Origin of the sequence: Kribbella sp. VKM Ac-2571 (assembly GCF_004362255.1) — a bacterium.
GTDB classification, from domain to species: Bacteria; Actinomycetota; Actinomycetes; order Propionibacteriales; family Kribbellaceae; genus Kribbella; species Kribbella pratensis.
This window is the reverse complement of sequence record NZ_SNWS01000007.1, coordinates 362,549-383,769: the sequence shown is the minus strand read 5'-3', so window position 1 is coordinate 383,769 and position 21,221 is coordinate 362,549. Positions and strand designations below refer to the sequence as shown.

The window sequence follows — 21,221 nt, the reverse complement described above, 5'->3', positions numbered from 1 at the left end:
CATCTACCCAATCAGCCGCGGTCCTCGATGTCACCCTCCGTCTCAAGGACTGCGTTCCGCAGCGTCTCCAGCGCCTCGGCCGACGGCTCCGCCCACAGCCCGCGCTGCGCCGCCTCCAGCAGCCGTTCCGCGATCCCGTGCCGTGCCCACGGGTTCGACTTGCGGAAGAACTCGGCCATCTCCGGATCGGCGACGTACTCCGTGGTCAGCGACTCGTACATCCAGTCGTCGACGACGCCCGCGGTCGCGTCGTACCCGAACAGGTAGTCCACGGTCGCGGCCATCTCGAATGCGCCCTTGTACCCGTGCCGCCGCATCGCCGCCATCCACCGCGGGTTCACCACCCGCGCACGGAAGACCCGCTTCGCCTCCTCGTCCAAGGTCCGGGTGCGAACCTGTGCGGGTGCGGCGGAGTCGCCGACGTACGCCTTCGGGTTGGCGCCGGTGAGGTGCCGCACCATCGCGATCATGCCGCCGTGGTACTGGAAGTAGTCGTCGGAGTCCATGATGTCGTGCTCGCGGGTGTCCGCGTTCTTCGCCGCGACCTGGATCCGGGCGTACGCGCGTTCCATCGAGCCGCGGGCCTCGGCGCCGTCGAGGTCCTTGCCGTACGCGTACCCGCCCCACACGGCGTACACCTCCGCCAGCTCGGCGTCGGTACGCCAGTTCCGCGCGTCGACGAGCGGCAGCAGACCGGCGCCGTACGAACCGGGCTTGGAGCCGAACACGCGAGCCGTCGACTGCCTGAGATCATTGCCCGCAGCAACGTCTGCCTGCACATGCGCGCGCAAGTAGTTGCTCGCAGCATCCTCATCCAGGGAGGCCGCCGTCCGCACCGCCTCGTCCAGCAGCGCGACGACATGCGGGAACGCGTCCCGGAAGAAGCCGGAGATCCGGATCGTCACGTCGATCCGCGGCCGGCCGAGTTCCTCCAGACCGACCACTTCGAAGGTGGTGACGCGTCGTGAGGCCTCGTCCCAGACCGGGCGGCAGCCGAGCAGCCAGAGCACTTCGGCGAGGTCGTCGCCCTGCGTCCGCATGGCTGATGTACCCCAGACGGTGAGGCCGACGGATCGCGGCCACTCGCCGGTCTCTGCCCGGTGCCGCGCCAGCAGCGAGTCGGCGAGTGCGACGCCGACGTCCCAGGCGTTGCGGCTCGGGATCGCCTTCGGGTCGACCGCGTAGAAGTTGCGGCCGGTCGGCAGCACGTTCACCAGCCCGCGAGTCGGCGAGCCGGACGGTCCAGCCTCGACGAACCGCCCGTCCAACGCCCGCAGGACGTTCGTCAGCTCGTCGCCCGTGCGTGCGAGCCGCGGGACGACTTCGGTTGCCGCGAACGTGAGCGACGCCTCGACCTGCTCGGACGCGCGGCCCAGAACCTCGCCGACCACCACCGGGACCTTCGTCACGTCCCAGCTCAGCGTCTCCATCCCGACCACGAGCTTGCGCGCAACCGCTTCCAGCAGATCGACCCCGTCCGCGCCACTGACCGCCGGCAGATCGGCCAGCGTCGCGAGGTCGGCGAGGTCGGCGGCTGCACCGGGGTTGGCAAGCAGTTCGGCCTCGTCCACCCCGAACGTATCACCCAGCGCCGCCCGCAGCCCCGGGATCGAGTACGAACCGCCCCACAGTTGCCGAGCACGCAGTACGGCGAGCACCAGGTTGACCCGCGCCTCACCCTCCGGCGCCCCGCCCAGCACATGCAGCCCGTCGCGGATCTGCACGTCCTTGATCTCGCACAGATACCCGTCGAGATGCAGCACGAACTCGTCGAACTCCTCGTCGTCCGGCTTCTCGGAAGTGTGCAGGTCGTGGTGCAACTGCGCCGCCTGGATCAGCGTCCAGATCTGCGCGCGCAGCGTCGGCACTTTCTCCGGGTCGAGCGCCGACACGGTCGCGTACTCGTCGAGCAGATACTCCAGCTTCGCCATGTCGCCGTATGTCTCGGCCCGCGCCATCGGCGGCACCAGGTGGTCGACGATCGTCGCGTGCGCCCGCCGCTTCGCCTGCGTCCCCTCGCCGGGATCGTTGACGATGAACGGGTACACCATCGGCAGGTTCCCGAGCACGGCGTCGGGCGCGCAGCCGGCCGCCATCCCGATCCCCTTGCCCGGCAGCCATTCCAGCGTGCCGTGCTTCCCGAGATGTACGACGGCCTGCGCACCGAACCCGCCCTCGTCAGGTGACGCCTCGAGCCAGCGGTAGGCCGCCAGGTAGTGGTGCGAGGGGGCCATGTCCGGGTCGTGGTAGATCGCGACCGGGTTCTCGCCGAAGCCACGCGGCGGCTGGATCATCAGCACCACGTTCCCGAACCGCAGCGCGGCGAGCGCGATCGCCGGCTCGTCACCGGACGTGTCGACGTACAACTCCCCCGGCGCCTCGCCCCACGCCCCGGTCATTGCCTCCTGCAACGACTCCGGAACCCGCCCGAACCAGGTGGCGTACGTGGACAGCGGCACCTTGGCGACCGCGTTGGCCAACTGCTCGTCCGTCAGCCAGTCGACGTCGTGCCCGCCGGCCGCGATCAACCGGTGAATCAACCCGTCCGCACCGTCCGCCCCCTGCAGCTCGCTCAGATCGAGGTCGCCCAGGTCGTAGCCGGCGTCCTTCAACTGCCCGAGCAGCACGACCGCCGACGCCGGCGTGTCCAGCCCGACCGCGTTCCCGATCCGCGCGTGTTTGGTCGGGTACGACGACAGCACCAGCGCGATCCGCTTCTCGGCCGGCGGAACGTGCCGCAGCCGGGCATGCGCGACCGCGATCCCGGCCAGCCGCGCGCACCGCTCCGCATCCGGCGCATAACGCGCCAGACCGTCGGCGTCGTACGCCTTGAACGAGAACGGGATCGTGATCAGCCGACCGTCGAACTCCGGAATCGCCACCTGCGTCGCAGCGTCCAACGGGCTGACGGCGGCGTCGCTGTCCAGCCACTGCTCGCGGGTCGAGGTGAGCGCGAGGCCCTGGATCAACGGGATGTCAAGCGACGCCAGCGCGCCCGCGTCCCACGCATCATCCGCACCGCCCGCGCTCGCGTTCGCCGCCACCGCACCACCCGCGGCGAGGAGCGTGGTGACCAGTACGTCGCACTTCCGCAGCAGATCGAAGAGCTCGACGTTCTCGGCCGGGTCGAGCCCACGAAGCGTCCCGCAGTACACCGGGAGTGGTTGCGCGCCGGCCTCGGCAACCGCTGCCGCCAGCGCGTCGACGAACGCGGTGTTCCCGGAGATCTCGTGCGCGCGGTAGTACACGATCCCGACCACCGGACGATCGTCGTCGACAAAGGACCCACGGACGCCGTACGCCGGGAGCGCGCGAGGAGGCTCGAATTCGTCGCCGGTCAGCAGCAGCGTGTCTCGCAGGAAGCCGGCCAGGTTGCGGAGGTTGTCCGCGCCGCCCTCACGCAGGTAGGCGAGCGCCTCGGTGACCGCACCGGCGGGCACGGTCGACAGCGACATCAACTCGGCGTCCGGCGCGGCCTCGCCGCTCACGACCACCGTGGGCTTCCCCGAGGCGAGGACCGCGTCGAGCCCGTCCTCCCACGCGCGGCGTCCACCGAGCAGGCGGACAACGACGATCTCGGCGTCGTCGAGCAGCGGGGCGAGACCGGCGAGGTCGAGCCGGGCCGGGTTCGCAACGTTCCACCCGGCATCGGCCGCGGCGGCTGCCAGCAGGTCGGTGTCGGCAGTGGACAGCAACAGCAGCTTCGCAGGCATGCGCACGCGTTCCTTTCCGGGGTATCCACGCCCCGACTTCAGGTCGACGGCGGCAGTTCCTGACTCCCCTTCACGGGTCACAGTGGCGGGACCGCCCCGGACTCACACCGGGTTCCTGCTGATGCCGTCGATGACGTAGGTGACTCTAGCGGTGCATGGCGTAGTGCGCGGCCAGGAGGTCCATGCCCCAGTCATTGCGGACGTCCCGCCAGACCGAGTGGATGTGGTTGGCGTTGTCCTGCGTGTTGTCGTACTCGGCGAGGAAGGTGGGGCCGGCGATCGAGTAGTAGTGGCCGTGACCGACGCCCGGCTGGGTCGCGCCGGCCCAGGCGAACGTCAGGCGCTCGATCCCCTGCTCGGTGATGTCGTTCCACGTCTGCAAACCGATCGGCCCGGCGGCGCGGCCGACGTACTGACCGATGAGGAGGCTCAGGAGCTGGCGCTGGTCCTCGTTCATGTCGCCGTACGCCAAACCGCGGTGCAGCAGCGACGGATCGGCGACCGGGTCGTGGCGGGTCAGGATGTCGTCGGGCGCCGCGTCCGAGACGAGGGCGACCTCGAGCTGGGCCGGCTCGAGGGCGTGCAGGAGCTGGAAGCCGAGATCCTGCTCGGCCGCCAGGAACCGTCGCCCGGCGTGCGGCCCGGACAGGACCTCCGCCGGATTCGACCCGAAGAACTGCGGGGTGAACGAGATTGCCCCGTCCACCAGCGTCACGTGCAGCGCCAGATGGTGACCGTTCAGCCGCCAGGCCCACGGCCCGGCCCCGGCGGGGTCGCCGAGCACGCGGAGGTAGTAGCGGTCGCCGACCGTCGAACCTTCCCATCCCCCGGTCTCCGCGACCTCCATCGGATCGCTGAGACCACGGACGATGATCTCGGCCGCCATCACGGAGCGGAAATCGGCCAGACCGCGCTTGCTGTAGACGAGTTCGAGCAGGCGGACGACGAGGGCCTCCTGCTCCGCCGACAGCTCGGTCAGCGGCAGGCCCGGAACAGCACCGGGCAGGTAGGTCCAGGTCTGGTGATCGGGGGTGTTGAACGGCGCCGAGATCTTCTTCAGCTGCTCCGGCGTCAGCGCCGCCAGCAGGTCCTGGGTTGCCGCGCGGATCTGGTCCACCACCATGCGATCACTCCCGTCGAGTAGCCCTCTCCCAGGACCCTACAACCAGGCCGAGCGTTCGCGTTCGGTCGGCTGGTAGGGGGCCCACTGCTCGAACGGGCGGTCCAGCTTGTAGCGGAAGTCCGGTTGCCGAAGCAGCACGCGGGTTTCCGCGTTGGCCGGATTCCGGAGGGACTCGAAGAACCGCACGGACCAGTGGAACCAGCGCATGCAGAACAGCCGCATCGTGAGCCCGTGCGACACCAGCAGCACGTTGCGCGGCGCGTTCGGCTTCTCGAAGTCGCGGTGCATGGTCTCGAGGAACGTCGATACCCGGTCGTACACATCGGAACCGGACTCACCGTGCGTGAACCGGTAGAAGAAGTGCCCGAACGAGTCGCGCAGCTGCTCCTGCCGCTCGATGTCCTCGGTGTCCTGGAGGTTGGCCCAGTCCTGCTCCCGCAGCCGCGGCTCCTCCCGCGGTACGCCGATCAGGTCGTCCAGGCCGAGCGAGTCCAGCGTCTGCCGCGCCCGCAGGTACGGCGACACGTACACGCGGACCGGCTCGTTCTCGAACAGCTCCCGCAGCTCCCGCCCCGCCTTGCCCGCCTGCTCGTGCCCTAGCGCCGTCAACGGAACCGCGTGGTCGGGAGTGCGTTCGTAGATCGTCTTGTCCAGGTTCGCCTCGGACTCACCGTGCCGGATCAACGCGATCCGCATCGGCCGATGAATCAACTCCATCGCTTCCCCCTTCCCCCGATCGCTTGGCCCCCGATCACTTGCCTCCCGATCGCTGCCGCCAGTACCGCGGCGGCCATCCCGACCCGCCGTGCGAGTGCCGCCGTACGCCGGACGTCCGCGACCGTCGGCGCCGGACCGTCGCCCAGCGTGCCGCGATCCTCCGCGTAGGTCCCGTAGCTGTTCGTCCCGCCGAGCGTGAGCCCGAGCGCACCGGCGAACGCGGCTTCGACCGGCCCGGCGTTCGGACTCGGATGCTTCGGCGCATCCCGCCGCCAAACCCGCGTCGTCTCCTGCACCCGACCCGCCGCGAGGCCGGTCAGCAGCGCGCACACCCGCGCCGGCAACAGGTTCAGTACGTCGTCCAACCGCGCCGACGCCCATCCGAAGTTCAGGTACTTCGGTGACTTGTAGCCGACCATCGCGTCCAGCGTGTTCGCGGCGCGATACCCGAGCAGACCGGGGACACCGAGAACCCCGCCCCAGAGCAGTGGCGCGACGCATGCGTCCGAGGTGTTCTCGGCGAGCGACTCGACCGTCGCCCGGGCCAGCTCGTCGGCCTCGAGGTCGGTCGCGTCGCGAGCGCACAAGTGGCTCAGCCGGTCACGCGCCGCCGGGATGTCCTTCTCCTCCAACAAGGCGGCCATCGTTTCGGCCTCGCGGTCGAGGCTGCGGGCGCCGAGAACTGTCCACGTGGCGGCGGCAGTGACTGCGGTGTGCAGGATGGGATGCCGGCGGGCGAGCCGCTCGGCTGCGAGGCCCAGAACCGTCGTACCTCCGACGAGAACCGCGGTGTGGACAGTGCCGTTCACGCGCGAATCGGCGTACAGATGCTTCTCGAGGCGGGCAGCGGTCTGGCCGAAGCCAGCGACCGGGTGGAAGCGGTGGGGATCGCCGACGAGCCGGTCGGCCGCGAAGCCGATGAGGAGACCGATTGCCCGAGACACCCTCGGCAGTCTGCCAGGTCGACGGCTGTGATTGGGTGAGCGGCATGGGAATCGCGGAGCTGCTGCGGCAGGTCGACGGGGCCGGTGACTTCGGGGTCTGGCTGGGCCGGTTGGACGGTACGCCGGTGTTCGTGCACGAGGCGGAGCGCGCGCATTACTCCGCGAGCACGATGAAGCTGCCGGTGGCGATGGCGATGATGCGCAAGGTCGAGGCGGGTGAGCTGACGCTCTTCCAGCCGGTGGCCGTGCACAACGACTTCGAGTCCGCGGCCGGTGGCCGGTTCGGCGTGAACCCGGCGGAGGACGAGGCACCGAAGACCTGGGAGCAGCTGGGCAAGAAGGTGCCGCTCAACTGGCTGGCGACCGAGATGATCACCCGGTCCAGCAACCTGGCGACCGACCTGGTGCTCGAGCAGGTCGGGATCGCGGCCGCCCACGCCGCCCTGGCCGAGGCGACGCTGCCCAGCTCGCCCGCGCCGGAGTCCAAGATCCAGCGCGGCATCGACGACGTCCCCGCCGCCCGCGCCGGGATCAGTAACCTGATGAGCCCGGCCGGCCTGGCCGGGGTCCTCGTTGCGGTAGGCAACCAGCAGGGCGAGCACGGCGAATTCCTGCGCGAACTGCTGGCGTCCAACCAGTGGAACGGCGAGATCCCCGCGTTGCTGCCGAAGGGAACGCGCGTCGAGCACAAGAACGGCTGGGACAGCCGGATCCGGCACGACGGCGGCATCGTTCGCCCGAAGGACGCCGACCCGTTCGTGCTCGTCGTGTGTACGACGTCCGACCTGCCGGACACCGAGGCACAGCAACTGATCGCGTCGATCGCGCTCGAGGCCTGGAACCACCGGCACAACCTGGAGGCAGTGCGGTGAGACTCACCACCCACCTGGTCTCGGCACCGCTGCACACCCCGTTCGTCACCGCACTGCGGACGGCGACCCACGTCGAGTCGCTCCTGGTCGAGGTGAGCGACGGCGAACACAGCGGCTGGGGCGAGGCGCCGCAGGTCTGGAAGGTGACCGGCGACTCGCTCGCCGGCTCGCAGGCCTGTATCGAAGGCCCGATCACCACTGCGCTCGACGGCCTGGGCCCGGACGATCTCACCGAAGCCCTGCGCCGCGTGCAGGTCGCGGCGGTCGGCAACTTCGGGGCGAAGGACGCCGTCGACGTCGCGCTGCACGACCTCGCGGCGCGGCGGCGCGGGCAGACGCTGCACGGGTTCCTCGGGTCGACGACCGACGTGGTCCGGACGGACGTGACACTGTCGGTCGGCGACGCGGACGCGCTGGCCGACGCCGGGAAGGCACGGGTCGCGGACGGGTTCGACGTACTCAAGATCAAGGTCGGCACCGACGCGGCCGGCGACATCGAACGCGTCCGCCGGGTCCGGGACGCGATCGGGCCCGCGCCGCGGCTGCGCCTGGACGCCAACCAGGGCTGGACGCGGCGCGACGCGGTCACGGTGATCCGCGCCCTCGAGGACGCCGGCTGCGCGATCGAGCTCGTCGAGCAGCCGGTCGCCGCGGCCGACCTCGACGGCATGGCCTGGGTGACCGATCGGGTCGGTACGCCGATCCTCGCCGACGAGTCCGTGTACGGCGTCCGCGACCTGGTGGCGGTGATCCGGCACGGCGCGGCCGACCTCGTGAACGTGAAGCTCGCGAAGTGCGGCGGGCTGGCGCCGGCGCGGACGCTCCTCGAACTCGCCCGCGAGCACGGCCTCGGCGCGATCGTCGGCTGCATGATGGAGAGCCACGTCGGCGTCGGCGCGGCGGCCGCACTGGTCTCGGCGTACCCGACGACGGCGGTCAACGACCTGGATGCGGCCTGGTGGCTCCGCGAGGCGCCGGTGACCGGCGGGATCCGGTACGACGGCTCGCTGATCCACCTGCCTTCTGCTCCGGGACTGGGCGTGACAGGCTTGACCGTATGAAGTTAGCCGCCGCCAAGGTCCCGATCAGTACCGTCTGGACGTCACCGGACGCGCCGCGTGACATCGACGCCCCGGCCACCGCCGCACAACCCGACGTGGCCGCGTGGGCCAAGTCGATGGACACCGAGACCCGGCTCGGCCTGCACGGCCGGACCCTGACCCAGCTGCTGTTCGCCGAGCCCGTCCTGGTGCGCTCGGAGCGGGACGGCTGGTCCGAGATCCTCGCGCCGTGGCAGCCGTCGTCCCAGGACGAGCTCGGGTACCCGGGCTGGGTCCCGTCGAGTCACCTGGGCGAGCTGCCGCAGAGCGCGTCGGACCCGGTCGCAATCGCCGTACCGACGGCCTCGTTGCTCGCCGAGCCTGATGGCCGGCCGGTAGCAGAGCTGTCGTTCGGGACCGTGCTGGCCTCCGACGAGCACGCCGACGGGTACACGCGGGTGGCGACACCCGACGGCGGCTCGGGCTGGCTTGCGGACGCCGCACTGCGGTCCGTGTCCGAGCCGTCCGATGCCGACGAGCGGTTGCGCCTCGGCGAGCAGTTCCTCGGGCTGGAGTACCTGTGGGGCGGTACGTCGGCGTACGGGCTGGACTGCTCGGGGCTGATCCACACCGTCAGCCGGGTGCTCGGTCTGCGGACGCCGCGCGACGCACACGACCAGGCGGACACGCTGCCGAACATCCCGATCGACGACGCGCGGCCGGGTGACCTGTACTTCTTCGCGCGAGCCGGCAAAGAGGTGCACCACGTCGGGTTCGTGTCCCCGGCGGGGATGCTGCACGCGTCTGAGACCGGAAAGCGCCTGGAGAACGAGGCACTCACCGACGACCGCCGGGCGACACTGGTCACCGCAGCGCGCTTCTGAACACACACGATCGCCCCGGACCGCGACTGTGCGGTCCGGGGCGATCTACTGTGCTCAGGACTCCTTGTGGTGCAGCTCCGGCTCCGTGGGCTCGACCTGGTCGGCCGGTTCGACCTGCTCGTCCGCCTTCATCGAGCGGGACTTGTGCAGGCTGAGGATCGTGGTGATGCCCAGGGTCACGATGATGAAGCCGAGCGAGAACCAGATCGGGATCTCCGGGGCCCAGTCGATGTGGTGACCGCCGTTGATGAACGGGAGTTCGTTCACGTGCATCGCGTGCAGCACCAGCTTCACGCCGATGAACGCGAGCACCACCGACAGGCCGAGCGACAGGTACACCAGGCGGCGGAGCAGGTCACCGAGCAGGAAGTACAGCTGCCGCAGGCCCATCAGCGCGAACACGTTCGCGGTGAAGACCAGGAACGGCTCCTGCGTCAGGCCGTAGATCGCCGGGATCGAGTCGAGCGCGAACAGCAGGTCGGTGGTGCCGAGCGCGATGATCACGATCGCCATCGGGGTGACGAACCGGCGGCCGTTCTTCTTCACGGTCAGCTTCACGCCGTTGTACTCGTCGGTGGCGTTCAGCCGCCGCTTCGCGAACCGGATGACCGCGTTCTCCTTGAAGTCCTCGTCGTCGTTCTCACCCTGCTTGGCGAGGTGGATCGCGGTGTAGACCAGGAACGCGCCGAAGATGTAGAAGACCCACGAGAACTGGTTGATCGCGGCCGCGCCGACCGCGATGAAGACGCCGCGGAACAGCAGCGCCAGGATGATGCCAACCAGCAGCGCGGTCTGCTGGTACTTCCTCGGTACGCCGAACCTGGCCATGATGATCAAGAAGATGAACAGGTTGTCGACGCTCAGGCTGTACTCGGTGAGCCAGCCGGCGAAGAACTCCCCGGCGTACTCCCCGCCGGAGAACCACCAGACCCCGAGACCGAAGATGACCGCGAGACCGACGTAGAACGCGATCGCGGTGGCCGATTCGCGGGTGCTCGGCTCGTGCGGGCGGCGGCCGATGACGAAGACGTCGAAAGCCAGCAGCGCCAGCAACAGGCCGACGGTGATGTACCAGACATAGTCAGCTACGTGCACAGAAACCTCCGGAGCTCAGATGAAAAATCGACTCCGAAGGTCTCTTCCGCGTCACACTGTGTTACAGCTTGTTCCATCCTGCTGCACCGTGTGTCGCCGAGGGCACCGGGTCCGGGACGAGCCCTGACCGTGATGACGATGCCGCCGCAAAAGGAATACTCCCCTTCTCGAGAACCATTCTGACGGCTCGACGTCCAAGTCTCCAAATCCAGGACACGCGTCCGCCTGTCGAAATCGTCACAGACCCATCAGGGAATAGTTGCAGCCCGTAACCTATTGGCCGCCGATCAATCGCCGGCCGTCGGTCGTTGCCGCTTCGGCAGCTTCGCCACCACGGTCTCGTACGACGCGTCGATCAGCTCCAGCACCTCGTCGTCCGGCACCGCGCCCCCGAGCCGCACCGTGTTCCACCCGGCGCGCCCGATGTACGCCATCTTGCCGACGTCGGCCGGGTAGGTGTCCACCAACTCGTCGGCCTCCTCGCGGTTCGCACCGCACTTCAGCCCGACCGCACCGCCCCCGAGAAACGCAAAGATCTTCGGCCCCACCTTCGCGACCACATCCCCGTCCCACGGCTCATCCTGCCAAGCCCCCGCCTTCCCCAGGCAGTACTCGAGTATCTCGTCGTCGCCAAGCCGCGCCATCTCGTGCCTCCGGATCAGCTGTGCGAGACGACCTCGACGTTGTTGCCGTCCGGATCACGCAGGAACACCGCGTAGTAGCCGGGGTGGTACTCCGGCCACTCCTTCGGCTCGTGCAGCACCTCTGCCCCCAGGTCCACGGCGGCCCGATGAACGGTGCCGACCGTCGCACGGTCCGGCGCCGTGAACGCCACGTGGATCTCTCGCTGGACCCCGCCGGTGGTCTGCCGGCCGAGCCAGAACTTCGGAACGCCGTCCCGCCCGGCGAGCCCGAGAACATCTCCGAAGTCCAAGGTCACCGCGATCCCGAGCGGGCCGAGCGCCTGCTCGTAGAATCGCCGGCTGGCGTCGAGGTCGTCGCACTGCAGCGACAAATGGTCGAACACGGACTCTCCCGGCTACTTCGCGCCGGCGTTGGTCATCTGGCGGAGCTCCTTCTTCAGTTCGGAGATCTCGTCGCGGTAGCGGGCGGCGACCTCGAACTGGAGCTCGGCGGCGGCGTTGTGCATCTGGTCGGTCAGCTGCTGGATCAGGTCGGCCAGGTCGGACGACGGGAGACCGCCGGCCAGTTCCTTCGCCTTCTCGCCGGCCTTCACCTTGCCGCCACCAGGGACCGGCGCCTTGCCGCGCGACTGGGTGCGGCCGGAGCCGAGCAGCTCGGCGGTATCCGCGTCCTCGCGGGCCAGCATGTCGGTGATGTCGGCGATCTTCTTCCGCAGCGGCTGCGGGTCGACCCCGTGCTCCTCGTTGTACGCGATCTGTTTCGCGCGCCGCCGGTTGGTCTCGTCGATCGCCTGCTCCATCGACGGGGTGATCTTGTCCGCGTACATGAACACCTGACCGGACACGTTCCGGGCGGCGCGGCCGATCGTCTGGATCAGCGAACGGCCCGACCGCAGGAAGCCTTCCTTGTCGGCGTCCAGGATCGCGACCAGCGACACCTCGGGCAGGTCCAGACCCTCACGGAGCAGGTTGATACCGACGAGAACGTCGTACTCCCCCATCCGCAGCTCGCGCAGCAGCTCGACCCGGCGAAGCGTGTCGACCTCGCTGTGCAGGTACCTGGTCCGGATCCCCATCTCCAGCAGGTAGTCGGTCAGGTCCTCGGACATCTTCTTGGTGAGCGTCGTGACCAGGACCCGCTCGTCGCGCTCGACCCGGAGCCGGATCTCGTGGATCAGGTCGTCGATCTGGCCCTTGGTCGGCTTCACGATCACCTCGGGGTCGACCAGACCGGTCGGCCGGATGAGCTGCTCGACGTACCCGTCGGACTTGTCCTGCTCGTACTGCCCCGGGGTCGCGGACAGGTACACGGTCTGGCCGATCCGCTCCAGGAACTCCTCCCAGCGCAGCGGCCGGTTGTCCATCGCGGACGGCAGCCGGAAGCCGTGCTCGACCAGGGTCCGCTTCCGGGACATGTCCCCCTCGTACATCCCGCCGATCTGCGGGACGGTCACGTGCGACTCGTCGATGACCAGCACGAAGTCCTCGGGGAAGTAGTCCAGCAGGCAGTGCGGCGCCGTACCGGGCTCGCGCCCGTCGGTGTGCCGGGAGTAGTTCTCGATCCCGGAGCACGTCCCGATCTGCCGCATCATCTCGATGTCGTACGTCGTGCGCATCCGCAGCCGCTGCGCCTCCAGCAACTGCCCGTTGCGCTCGAGCTCGGCCAGCCGCTCCTCCAGCTCGGCCTCGATCGAGGTGATCGCGCGCTCCATCCGCTCCGGCGCGGTCACGTAGTGCGTGGCGGCGCCGATGTAGACCTCGTCCTCCTCGCTGAGCACCTCGCCGGTCAGCGGGTGCAGCGTCATCACCCGCTCGATCTCGTCACCGAAGAACTCCACCCGGACGGCGAGCTCCTGGTACACCGGGAAGACCTCGAGCGTGTCGCCGCGGACCCGGAACGTGCCGCGGGTCCCGGCCAGGTCGTTGCGCGCGTACTGCACGCCGACCAGCTTGCGGAGCAGGCCGTCGCGGTCCATCTCGGTGCCGACCTTCACATGGATCATGCGGTTCAGGTACTCGTCGGCGGAGCCCAGGCCGTAGATACAGGAGACGGTCGCCACCACGATCACGTCGCGGCGGGTGAGCAGCGACCAGGTCGCGGAGTGCCGCAGCCGCTCGACCTCCTCGTTGATCGAGGAGTCCTTCTCGATATAGGTGTCCGTCTGCGGGACGTACGCCTCGGGCTGGTAGTAGTCGTAGTACGACACGAAGTACTCGACGGCGTTGGCGGGGAAGAACTGCCGCAACTCGTTCGCGAACTGGGCGGCGAGCGTCTTGTTCGGCTGCAGGATCAGCATCGGGCGCTGGATCTTCTCGGCCAGCCAGGCGATCGTCGCGGTCTTACCCGTACCGGTGGCACCCAGCAGCACCACGTCCTGCTCGCCGGCGTTGATCCGCCGCTCGAGGTCCGCGATCGCGGCCGGCTGGTCGCCCGCCGGCTCGAAGTCGGACACCACTTTCAGCGGCGCGACCATCCGCTGGAGATCCGAGACCTGTCTCATGCCCTCCACCGTACGGTCCCGCACCGACAGTTTCTAAAAACCCCAGCTCAGAGCGCTGTCAGAAGCTTTTCACGACGCTGTTGTTCATGTAGATCAGCTCGTTCACGCGGCGGGCGTAGACGCGGGTCTCGAGGGCCGCGTCGGTGGCGGTGGTGCGGTCGAACTGGTCCTGGTAGGCGGTGACGAAGCCCTGCATCGCGACCCTCCTGCCGTTCTTCGCGACCCAGGCGCCGGTGTAGGTCACCGCGTAGCAGGCCTTGATGTTCGGGTTCGCCGGCTTGCAGGTGGTGCCCTTGCCGATCCGGACGCCTTCCATGCCGTTCGACTCGACGTCGACCAGGTGCTCGGCGAAGCCCTTCGCGTCGTACAGCTCGGTCTGACGGACCCAGTAGTACCCGTCGATCAGCCCGCGCGCGTTGAACTGCTGCAGGATGTAGTTCTTCCCGCTCCGGGACTTGTCCCAGTCCGGCAGCCAGCCCTTGGACGGCGTGAACCAGATCCCCCAGCCGACCTCGACGCCGACGTCGTTCGGCCCCTTGGAGTCGTTCGGGGTCGGCGTCGGCGACGGCGTGTACATGGTGCGTCCGGTCGGCTCCGGCGACGACTGCGTGGTCGGCTTGTCGTCCTTGCCGTTCACCATCAGCACGACGCCGACCGCGACCAGCAGCACCGCCACGATCGCGCCCGCCATGATGATCCAGGGCGTCCGGTTCGGCTTCGGCGGACGGCTCGGCCGGCCCGGACCCGGGCCCCATCCGCCGAACTGCGCGGGCGGTCCCTGCTGTCCCCGGACCTGCGGCCCGGTGCCCCAACCGCCGGGAGCGGGTGCCGGCGGCGGGCCCGGCGGCGGACCGTACTGCTGACTCATAGTTGTTCCTCGCGGTAGTTCTGGGGATCCGTCACAGACTGTCGATCACAAGGCTGTCGATCACAGGCTGTCGATCACGGACTTCTTCATGATCGCGGCGTCCGCCTCTGCCTTCGGGGCGAAGTCGGCCATGGTCCGGAAGTCCAGCGCGGTGACGACGTTGTCCTTGCGCCGGTACGCCTCGACGGAGCCCTTGACCTTCGTCTCCGTGCCGTCGGCAGCCTTGAAGCTGGAGGTGTAATCGATCGCGACGCACTCCACCAGGACGTCCTTCGGGCACGGCAGGTTCCGTACATTGCCGAGTTGCGCGATTTCCTTGTCGACCTCGCCCTCGACGATGCCGAGCAGGTACGCGTTCGCGGTGACCTTCTCCTTCTGGCGCACCCACAGGAACGCCCGCCCGTCGGCGTTCGGGCTCGGCTTCGTTCCCGGCGGGTAGATCGCGACCTGCTTGCCGCGCTTCTCCCAGGTGACCTCGACCCAGCCCGGGGCCGCGACGATCGAGACGCCGAACCCGACCGGCAGCGCGTTCGGCGGCGGCTGGTACGACGATGCCGGCGCGGTCGGCGTACCGGCAGAGGGACTCGGCGACCGGCCCGGGTCTGCCTTCTTGTCACCGCCGGACAGCGCCACCAGCACGACCGCAACGAGCGCGACCACGAGCAGGCCGGCGCCGATCGGGATCAGCAGCGGCGGGACGGAGAAGCGCTTCTTCTCCGGCTGCGGACGGCGCAACGAGGGCGGGCCGACCTTGTCGCCCCATGCCGACGAGGTCTGCGTCGCCGGGCCAGGCTCGGCACCGGACCCGGGTCCAGGACCAGGACCGGGTCCAGGCGCACCGCCGCCGCCCCACGGCGACGGCGGTGGAGCCACCTCGAGGTCCCACGGCGACGGCGGGAGCTGGTCCTCCGCCTCGTCGGTCTCGTCCGGGTCCGGTCCGGTCTGGTTGACCCAGGGATTACCGCCGGTCCCCTTGTCTCGCTTTCCGCTCACTGACTCTGCAGCACCGACTTCAACATGGCCGTGGTGTCCGGGTCGAGCGTCGAGAGCTTGTCCTTGCGTCCGTAGGCCCTGGCGACGGTGAACACGCCGTCCTCCCGCTCCACGACGGCGACGAACCCAACGACCGCGAGGCTGCCGCTCTGGCTGCTCTGCATGCCGGAGTACGACTGGGTGAGCAGGACCTTGACCGGGGTCTTGTCCTCCGGGCCCGGTGTCGTCGTCTTGACCTCGTTGGTCTTGACCGAGGACAAGCTCTTGGTGTCCGTCTTGAGGACCTGCGGCAGCAGCGCCGCCGCGCTGGTACCCGTCACCTTCGCGGCCTGGACCATGAAGACGCCCTCGCCCTGCTTGACCAGGACGACGCCCTTGAACCCGTCGACGCTCTTGCGGATGTACCCCGTCTGCGGCTTCACGTAGACGCCTTCGGCGACCTCGATGCCCTCGTCGCCACCGTTCGGCTGCGTGGTCGGCTCCGTGGTCGGCGAGCCGGTGGGCTCAGACGTCGGCTCACCGGTGGGCTCGCCCGTGGGTTCTTCGGTCGGCTGCGAGGTCGGCGCGGACGTCGGGGCCGGTGTCGGGTCGGCCTGGTCGTCGTCGCCGCCCTTGAAGACCAGGGCGAGTACGACGCCGATGATCGCCACGACCGCGAACGCACCCCCGGCGATCATCAGGGTCTTGCCGCTGCCGCCACCGCCACGGCGCGGAGGCTGCTGACCCCACGGCTGCTGGCCGGCGTACGGAGGCTGCTGCCCGGGGAAGCCCGGCTGCTGGCCGGGATACCCCTGCTGCTGACCCGGGTAGCCCTGCTGCGGCTGCGGGTACTGCTGCTGCCCAGGGAACGTCGGCTGCTGAGGGTACGGCGCCTGCTGGCCGTACCCAGGCTGCTGCGGCTGCCCGTAACCAGGCTGCTGCCCCGGCTGACCCGGCTGACCCGGCCGACCTGGCTGGCCTGGCTGGCCTGGCTGCTGGCCGTATCCGGGCTGCTGTCCGTAGCCAGGCTGTTGTCCGTAGCCAGGCTGTTGACCGGGCTGCTGGCCGGGCTGCTGCGGCGGCTGGCCACCGTAGGGCGGCTGCTGGTTGCTCATGCTTGCGTCTCCCCAGTCGTCGCTTCGTACCCACTGGCGCCGGCCGCGGCTGTCACCCCGCGGGCGGACTTCGGTACGGATCGCACCGAGTTGCCGCACGCCGAGCAGAAGTCCGAGTGCGGGAGCAGCGGCATCTCACAGCGCGAGCAGAACGCCAGCTCGCCGGACGCGTGGTTGGAGCCACCCCGAGCGGCCGACTCCAGCGCAGCCTCCAGGAGGCCCTTGTGGAGCACGGTCCGGACCCGGATGATCAGCGCACCGAGCAGCAACAGGCCCCAGACGACGCCGAGGACCGCGCCGATCGTCGAGCCGCGACCGCCGACGAAGCCGAGCAGGTAGATGCCGCCCTGGAACAGCGCGTTCACCACCATCGCCTGCAACAGGCCGCCGACCCAGCGCGGCGTGAAACCGTCGTACTTCTCGCCCAGGCCGGAGAACTCCGCGCCAGCGATGCCGGTCGCCGAGCCGTACACCAGCGGCTTGATGAAGCCGTGCAGCACGACGATCGAGATCCAGGTCCCGGCGCTGCTGCCCGGACCGGCGAAGCCGCCGCTGATCCAGCCCCAGTGCAGCACCAGCGTCTCGAAGCATGCGTAGCCGACGCCGGCGACCACACCGAACGTGAAGCCGTCCATCAGGTCGTCGTACCGCGGCCGCGACGCGAGGTAGAGCGGGCCGATCTGCCGGATCAGCTCCGACACGACCGGCACCAGCAGGAGCAGGATCAGCAGGTCCCGCAGGGACGGTCCGGAGCGGTTCTCGCCGATCGTGGCGATCGACAGCCCCACCTTGTCCGACCAGATCCAGGTGAACAGCGCCGCGAGTACGCCGGTCAGCACGAAGGCCGCGGCGACCACAGGGATCGGCTCGTCCTCCCAGAGGTTCACGTCGTACAGGTAGATGATGTAGACGATCGGGATCGCGAAGGCGGCGATCATGATCGCCACCGGCAGCGCACCGAGCGCGGCCGTCACCACGGTCAGCAGCAGGGCGATGCCGAGCGCGACCTTGTAGGTGTACGGCTGCTTGCCGGATCCCTGCGGCATGATCGTCGACACCAGTTTGAACGAGGCCACGGCCTCATCGGGTCTGGCGGCGTACGCGTTCTTCCGCTCGGAGTCCCCGGTGCGCATGTCGTTGCCACAGTGATGGCAGAAGTGCGACACCTCGGGGACGTCAGAGCTGCAGCGCGGACACACCACGCCAACCTCCCAACGTCGAACGTCCGGACCGGCACGGGATGCGCCGACCGTGTCCGGCCCTGGAACAGATCCCGGGCCGAACCGGGACAGATTCTCGTACAGCCGGTCCCGGATGCATCATTTCCCGCGCAAGGGTCACCTTTTCGTGTCCGGACCGTGGCCTTGGCGGTGTCGGAGTGTGCCGAGTGTGGCCCACACCTCGTCCAGGCGGCGATCCAGGTCGGCCAGGCTGCCGGAGTTGCCGACCACTACGTCCGCGGCCGCGAGCCGGTCGTCCCGCGACGCCTGGCTGGCGATCCGCTGTTTCGCTTCCTCATCAGTCATTCCACGCTGCGCGGTCAGTCGCTGCACCTGGACCTCGACCGGAACGTCGACGACCAGCACCAGGTCGAAGCGGTCCGCCTGACCGGTCTCGACCAGCAGCGGGATGTCGTGCACCACGATCGCGTCCGCCGCCGCACCGGCCTCGATCTCGGCTGCCCGCGCCCGGACCCGGGGGTGGATGATCGCCTCCAGCTTCCGCCGCGCGGTCTCGTCGCCGAACACGATCTTCCCCAGCGCCGGCCGGTCCAGCTCACCATCGGCCGTCAGTACGCCGGGACCGAACGCCTCGACGACCTCCGCGAGACCGTCGGTCCCGCGCGCGACCACCTCCCGCGCGAGCACGTCGGAGTCGATCACCACGGCACCCCGCTCGGCCAGCCGCGATGACACCGCGCTCTTCCCGGCACCGATTCCGCCAGTCAGTCCCACTCTCAGCACCGTCGCAGCCTACCGACCCGATTCGGCCTGCGGGTGAGCCGTCCGGGCTGAACGAACAAGACCCCCGCACCCGGTGAGGGTGCGGGGGTCTTGAGTGGTACTGCTACCGGGTCAGCCCTGGCCGGTCAGCTTCTCGCGGAGCGCCTGCAGTGCCTCGTCGGAAGCGAGCGCACCCTCGACGGGGGCGTCGTCCTTCGGGGCGGCCGCGGAGGAGTACGTCGACGCCTCGCCGGCCTCGACGTCCGCCGTCTTGGCGTCCTCGATCTGCTTCTTGTGGGCCTCCCAGCGCGTGTGGGCCTCGGCGTACTGCCGCTCCCACTCCTCGCGCTGCGCGTCGAAGCCCTCGAGCCACTCGCCCGTCTCCGGGTCGAAGCCCTCCGGGTAGATGTAGTTGCCCTGGTCGTCGTACGTCGCCGTCATGCCGTAGAGCGTCGGGTCGAAGTCGTCCGAGACCGGGTCCAGCCCCTCGTTGGCCTGCTTCAGCGACAACGAGATCCGGCGACGCTCGAGGTCGATGTCGATGATCTTGACCATCGTGTCGTCGTTGACCTGGACGACCTGCTCCGGGATCTCGACGTGCCGCTCGGCCAGCTCGGAGATGTGCACCAGACCCTCGATGCCCTCCTCCACGCGGACGAACGCACCGAACGGAACCAGCTTGGTGACCTTGCCGGGCACGATCTGGCCCATCTGGTGGGTCCGGGCGAACTGCTGCCACGGGTCTTCCTGGGTCGCCTTCAGCGACAGCGAGACGCGCTCGCGGTCCATGTCGACGTCCAGCACCTCGACGGTGACCTCCTGGCCGACCTCGACGACCTCGGTCGGGTGGTCGATGTGCTTCCAGGACAGCTCCGAGACGTGCACCAGACCGTCGACGCCGCCGAGGTCCACGAACGCACCGAAGTTGACGATCGAGGAGACGACACCCTTGCGGATCTGGCCCTTCTGCAGCTGGGTGAGGAAGTTCATCCGCACCTCGGACTGCGTCTGCTCCAGCCACGCCCGGCGGGACAGGACCACGTTGTTGCGGTTCTTGTCCAGCTCGATGATCTTGGCCTCGATCTCCTGGCCGACGTACGGCTGGAGGTCGCGGACCCGGCGCATCTCGACGAGCGAGGCCGGAAGGAAGCCGCGGAGGCCGATGTCCAGGATGAGTCCACCCTTGACGACCTCGATGACGGTGCCGGTGACGACGCCGTCCTCTTCCTTGATCTTCTCGATCGTGCCCCAGGCCTTCTCGTACTGGGCGCGCTTCTTCGAGAGGATCAGACGGCCTTCCTTGTCCTCCTTCTGGAGAACCAGGGCCTCGACGTGGTCGCCGACGTTGACGACCTCGTTCGGGTCGACGTCGTGCTTGATCGACAGCTCACGGGAGGGGATGACGCCTTCGGTCTTGTAACCGATGTCGAGGAGAACCTCGTCCCGGTCGACCTTGACGATGGTCCCTTCAACGATGTCGCCGTCGTTGAAGTACTTGATGGTCTGATCGATCGCCGCGAGGAAGTCTTCCTCCGACCCGATGTCATTGACCGCTACCTGCGGGGTGGTGCGCACTGCGGGGTCGAGAGGTGCCTCGATGCTGGCCGTCATGTGGTGGGTTGCTCCGTGGACTGGTGGTGTTGTGCGGTCGCGTCATGAACCGTTGGATCGCATCAAACCGCTGGATTGCCTGAAGAGCACAGATTCACCACCGACTGCTGCGAGCACGAGCCTGCTCCGTCCGAGGTCGCGCGGGCCCATAGCGCATCTCACAGAATACCGGTCTTGACGAAGGCAGCACAACCTGGGGCACCCGGTGCCGACCGGCCGCCCGCCGAGGTCTCCCGACGTGCCACTGATCTCAATGTACGACGTCCAGGTCCGGACGGCCCCCGGCCAAGGTGCCGGTGTCCGCCATTCGGGAGACCAGACGGTGCGCGGCCGCCGCGACCTCGTGCTCGGCGGCCCGCTCCGCGAGGTCCAGCAGCGCCCACAGATCGGCCGCCCGGCCGAGGTCGACCAGCCGCTCCCCCAGCTCCATTCCCCGGAGCGCGTCCAGCACTGCCCCGGCCAGGACCCGGTCCTCCGAGAAGCGGAGCAGGTTGCCCAGATCGGCGTACGGCGAACCCGCGTGCGCGAACTCCCAGTCGATCAGCCCGGTGATCCGCGCCGTCTCGGGGTCGACCAGCAGGTTCTTCGGGTTGAAGTCGCTGTGCACGAGGCAGACCCGGTGCACGCCGTCCGCCAGCACGTCCTCCGCCTCGTCGACCACCGCCGCGAAGCCGTCCCGCTGCCGGTCGTCGAACCCGAGCCGGAGGCCCGCGACGTACTCCGCCAGGTCGCCGAACCCGAACGGCTCGACCGTCAGCTCACCGCCCCGGAACATCCCGGACTGCAGGAACGGCATCCCGCTCAGCCGCGCGAGCAACTCCCCCAACTGCGTCCCGACCCGCCGCCGCTGCTCGTCGGTCGCCGACTCGAGGAAGACCTGCAGGTTGATCCCCGGCAGCCGCTCGGTCAGCAGGTACGGCGGATCTTCGAAGGACCCGTCGCGCTTCAGGTCCAGCACCCGCGGCACCGGCAGCAGTCCGCGCACCAGCTCGAGCAGCGAGGCGTCGACGGCGGCCCGCTCCGGGTCCCGCGCGTAGAACTTGATGACCGCGTCCTCGTCGCCGGCGCTCACCGCGAACGTCTGCCCGCCGTACCCGCCGGTCAGCGGAACGGCGCTGGCCGCGAAATCGCTCATGTCTGCGCATCCTGCCGCATCTCCCCGACAAATCGGCTTGAAGT

The 21,221-nt window shown here is 69.0% G+C and carries 18 protein-coding genes and 1 riboswitch; of the genes, 3 read left to right on the top strand and 15 right to left on the bottom strand.

The window, feature by feature from the left end:
* Nucleotides 1-11: 11 nt before the first annotated feature.
* The 4 genes from cobN to EV651_RS18440 all read right to left on the bottom strand — a co-directional run bounded on the left by cobN (nt 12) and on the right by EV651_RS18440 (nt 6,497).
* Nucleotides 12-3,713, bottom strand: coding sequence for a cobaltochelatase subunit CobN (cobN, locus tag EV651_RS18455; RefSeq protein ID WP_133786415.1), 3,702 nt, complete (start codon nt 3,711-3,713; stop codon nt 12-14).
* Between the two features lie 32 nt (nt 3,714-3,745).
* Nucleotides 3,746-3,858, bottom strand: a riboswitch (cobalamin riboswitch).
* Nucleotides 3,859-4,836 carry a DUF3500 domain-containing protein gene (locus tag EV651_RS18450; protein ID WP_133786414.1) on the bottom strand — a complete coding sequence of 326 codons (978 nt, stop codon included), beginning with the start codon at nt 4,834-4,836 and terminating at the stop codon, nt 3,859-3,861. It abuts the riboswitch before it with no gap.
* Nucleotides 4,837-4,872: 36 nt separating this feature from the next.
* Nucleotides 4,873-5,553 (bottom strand): histidine phosphatase family protein, encoded by a 681-nt coding sequence (locus tag EV651_RS18445; protein ID WP_202870382.1) that lies wholly within the window; start codon nt 5,551-5,553, stop codon nt 4,873-4,875.
* Nucleotides 5,544-6,497 (bottom strand): cobalamin biosynthesis protein, encoded by a 954-nt coding sequence (locus EV651_RS18440; RefSeq protein WP_202870381.1) that lies wholly within the window; start codon nt 6,495-6,497, stop codon nt 5,544-5,546. The genes EV651_RS18445 and EV651_RS18440 overlap by 10 nt, the downstream gene beginning before the upstream one ends.
* Before the next feature lie 44 nt (nt 6,498-6,541).
* On the opposite strand from EV651_RS18440, the gene EV651_RS18435 reads away from it, so the two are divergent.
* Genes EV651_RS18435 through EV651_RS18425 form a run of 3 tightly spaced genes read left to right on the top strand, consistent with a single transcriptional unit; the run spans nt 6,542 to nt 9,293 of the window.
* The gene (locus EV651_RS18435) at nt 6,542-7,369 is read left to right on the top strand and encodes a serine hydrolase (protein WP_133786413.1); all 828 of its coding nucleotides are present in this window, start codon (nt 6,542-6,544) and stop codon (nt 7,367-7,369) included.
* Complete coding sequence (locus EV651_RS18430) at nt 7,366-8,430, top strand: mandelate racemase/muconate lactonizing enzyme family protein (RefSeq protein WP_133786412.1); 1,065 nt, start codon at nt 7,366-7,368, stop codon at nt 8,428-8,430. The genes EV651_RS18435 and EV651_RS18430 overlap by 4 nt, the downstream gene beginning before the upstream one ends.
* Entirely contained in the window at nt 8,427-9,293 is an 867-nt protein-coding gene (locus EV651_RS18425; protein WP_133786411.1) for an NlpC/P60 family protein, read from the top strand. Before EV651_RS18430 ends, EV651_RS18425 begins: the two co-directional genes overlap by 4 nt.
* A 54-nt stretch (nt 9,294-9,347) precedes the next feature.
* Here EV651_RS18425 and EV651_RS18420 read toward each other — a convergent pair whose 3' ends face one another.
* The 11 genes from EV651_RS18420 to EV651_RS18365 form a co-directional block, all read right to left on the bottom strand.
* Nucleotides 9,348-10,388: a TerC family protein gene (locus tag EV651_RS18420; RefSeq protein WP_133786410.1), complete on the bottom strand. Its 1,041-nt coding sequence runs from the start codon at nt 10,386-10,388 to the stop codon at nt 9,348-9,350.
* A 287-nt stretch (nt 10,389-10,675) separates the two neighbouring features.
* Entirely contained in the window at nt 10,676-11,032 is a 357-nt protein-coding gene (locus EV651_RS18415; RefSeq protein ID WP_133786409.1) for an MmcQ/YjbR family DNA-binding protein, read from the bottom strand.
* 14 nt (nt 11,033-11,046) lie between these two features.
* Nucleotides 11,047-11,415 carry a VOC family protein gene (locus EV651_RS18410; RefSeq protein WP_133786408.1) on the bottom strand — a complete coding sequence of 123 codons (369 nt, stop codon included), beginning with the start codon at nt 11,413-11,415 and terminating at the stop codon, nt 11,047-11,049.
* A 12-nt stretch (nt 11,416-11,427) separates the two neighbouring features.
* Nucleotides 11,428-13,533: an excinuclease ABC subunit UvrB gene (gene uvrB / locus EV651_RS18405; protein WP_133786407.1), complete on the bottom strand. Its 2,106-nt coding sequence runs from the start codon at nt 13,531-13,533 to the stop codon at nt 11,428-11,430.
* A 58-nt stretch (nt 13,534-13,591) separates the two neighbouring features.
* A complete protein-coding gene (locus EV651_RS18400) occupies nt 13,592-14,401 on the bottom strand; it encodes a hypothetical protein (protein ID WP_133786406.1) in 810 nt (269 codons plus the stop codon).
* 60 nt (nt 14,402-14,461) lie between these two features.
* Nucleotides 14,462-15,394 (bottom strand): hypothetical protein, encoded by a 933-nt coding sequence (locus EV651_RS18395; protein WP_133786405.1) that lies wholly within the window; start codon nt 15,392-15,394, stop codon nt 14,462-14,464.
* The gene (locus EV651_RS41890) at nt 15,391-16,488 is read right to left on the bottom strand and encodes a PT domain-containing protein (protein ID WP_202870380.1); all 1,098 of its coding nucleotides are present in this window, start codon (nt 16,486-16,488) and stop codon (nt 15,391-15,393) included. Before EV651_RS41890 ends, EV651_RS18395 begins: the two co-directional genes overlap by 4 nt.
* On the bottom strand, nt 16,485-17,621 hold the full coding sequence (locus EV651_RS18380) for a PrsW family glutamic-type intramembrane protease (RefSeq protein ID WP_238157019.1): 1,137 nt from the start codon (nt 17,619-17,621) through the stop codon (nt 16,485-16,487). The genes EV651_RS41890 and EV651_RS18380 overlap by 4 nt, the downstream gene beginning before the upstream one ends.
* Nucleotides 17,622-17,825: 204 nt before the next feature.
* Nucleotides 17,826-18,452: a dephospho-CoA kinase gene (coaE, locus tag EV651_RS18375; protein WP_133786403.1), complete on the bottom strand. Its 627-nt coding sequence runs from the start codon at nt 18,450-18,452 to the stop codon at nt 17,826-17,828.
* A gap of 111 nt (nt 18,453-18,563) precedes the next feature.
* The gene (gene rpsA, locus EV651_RS18370) at nt 18,564-20,042 is read right to left on the bottom strand and encodes a 30S ribosomal protein S1 (protein ID WP_130450687.1); all 1,479 of its coding nucleotides are present in this window, start codon (nt 20,040-20,042) and stop codon (nt 18,564-18,566) included.
* Between the two features lie 250 nt (nt 20,043-20,292).
* On the bottom strand, nt 20,293-21,177 hold the full coding sequence (locus EV651_RS18365) for a phosphotransferase family protein (protein ID WP_133786402.1): 885 nt from the start codon (nt 21,175-21,177) through the stop codon (nt 20,293-20,295).
* Between the last annotated feature and the right edge of the window lie 44 nt (nt 21,178-21,221).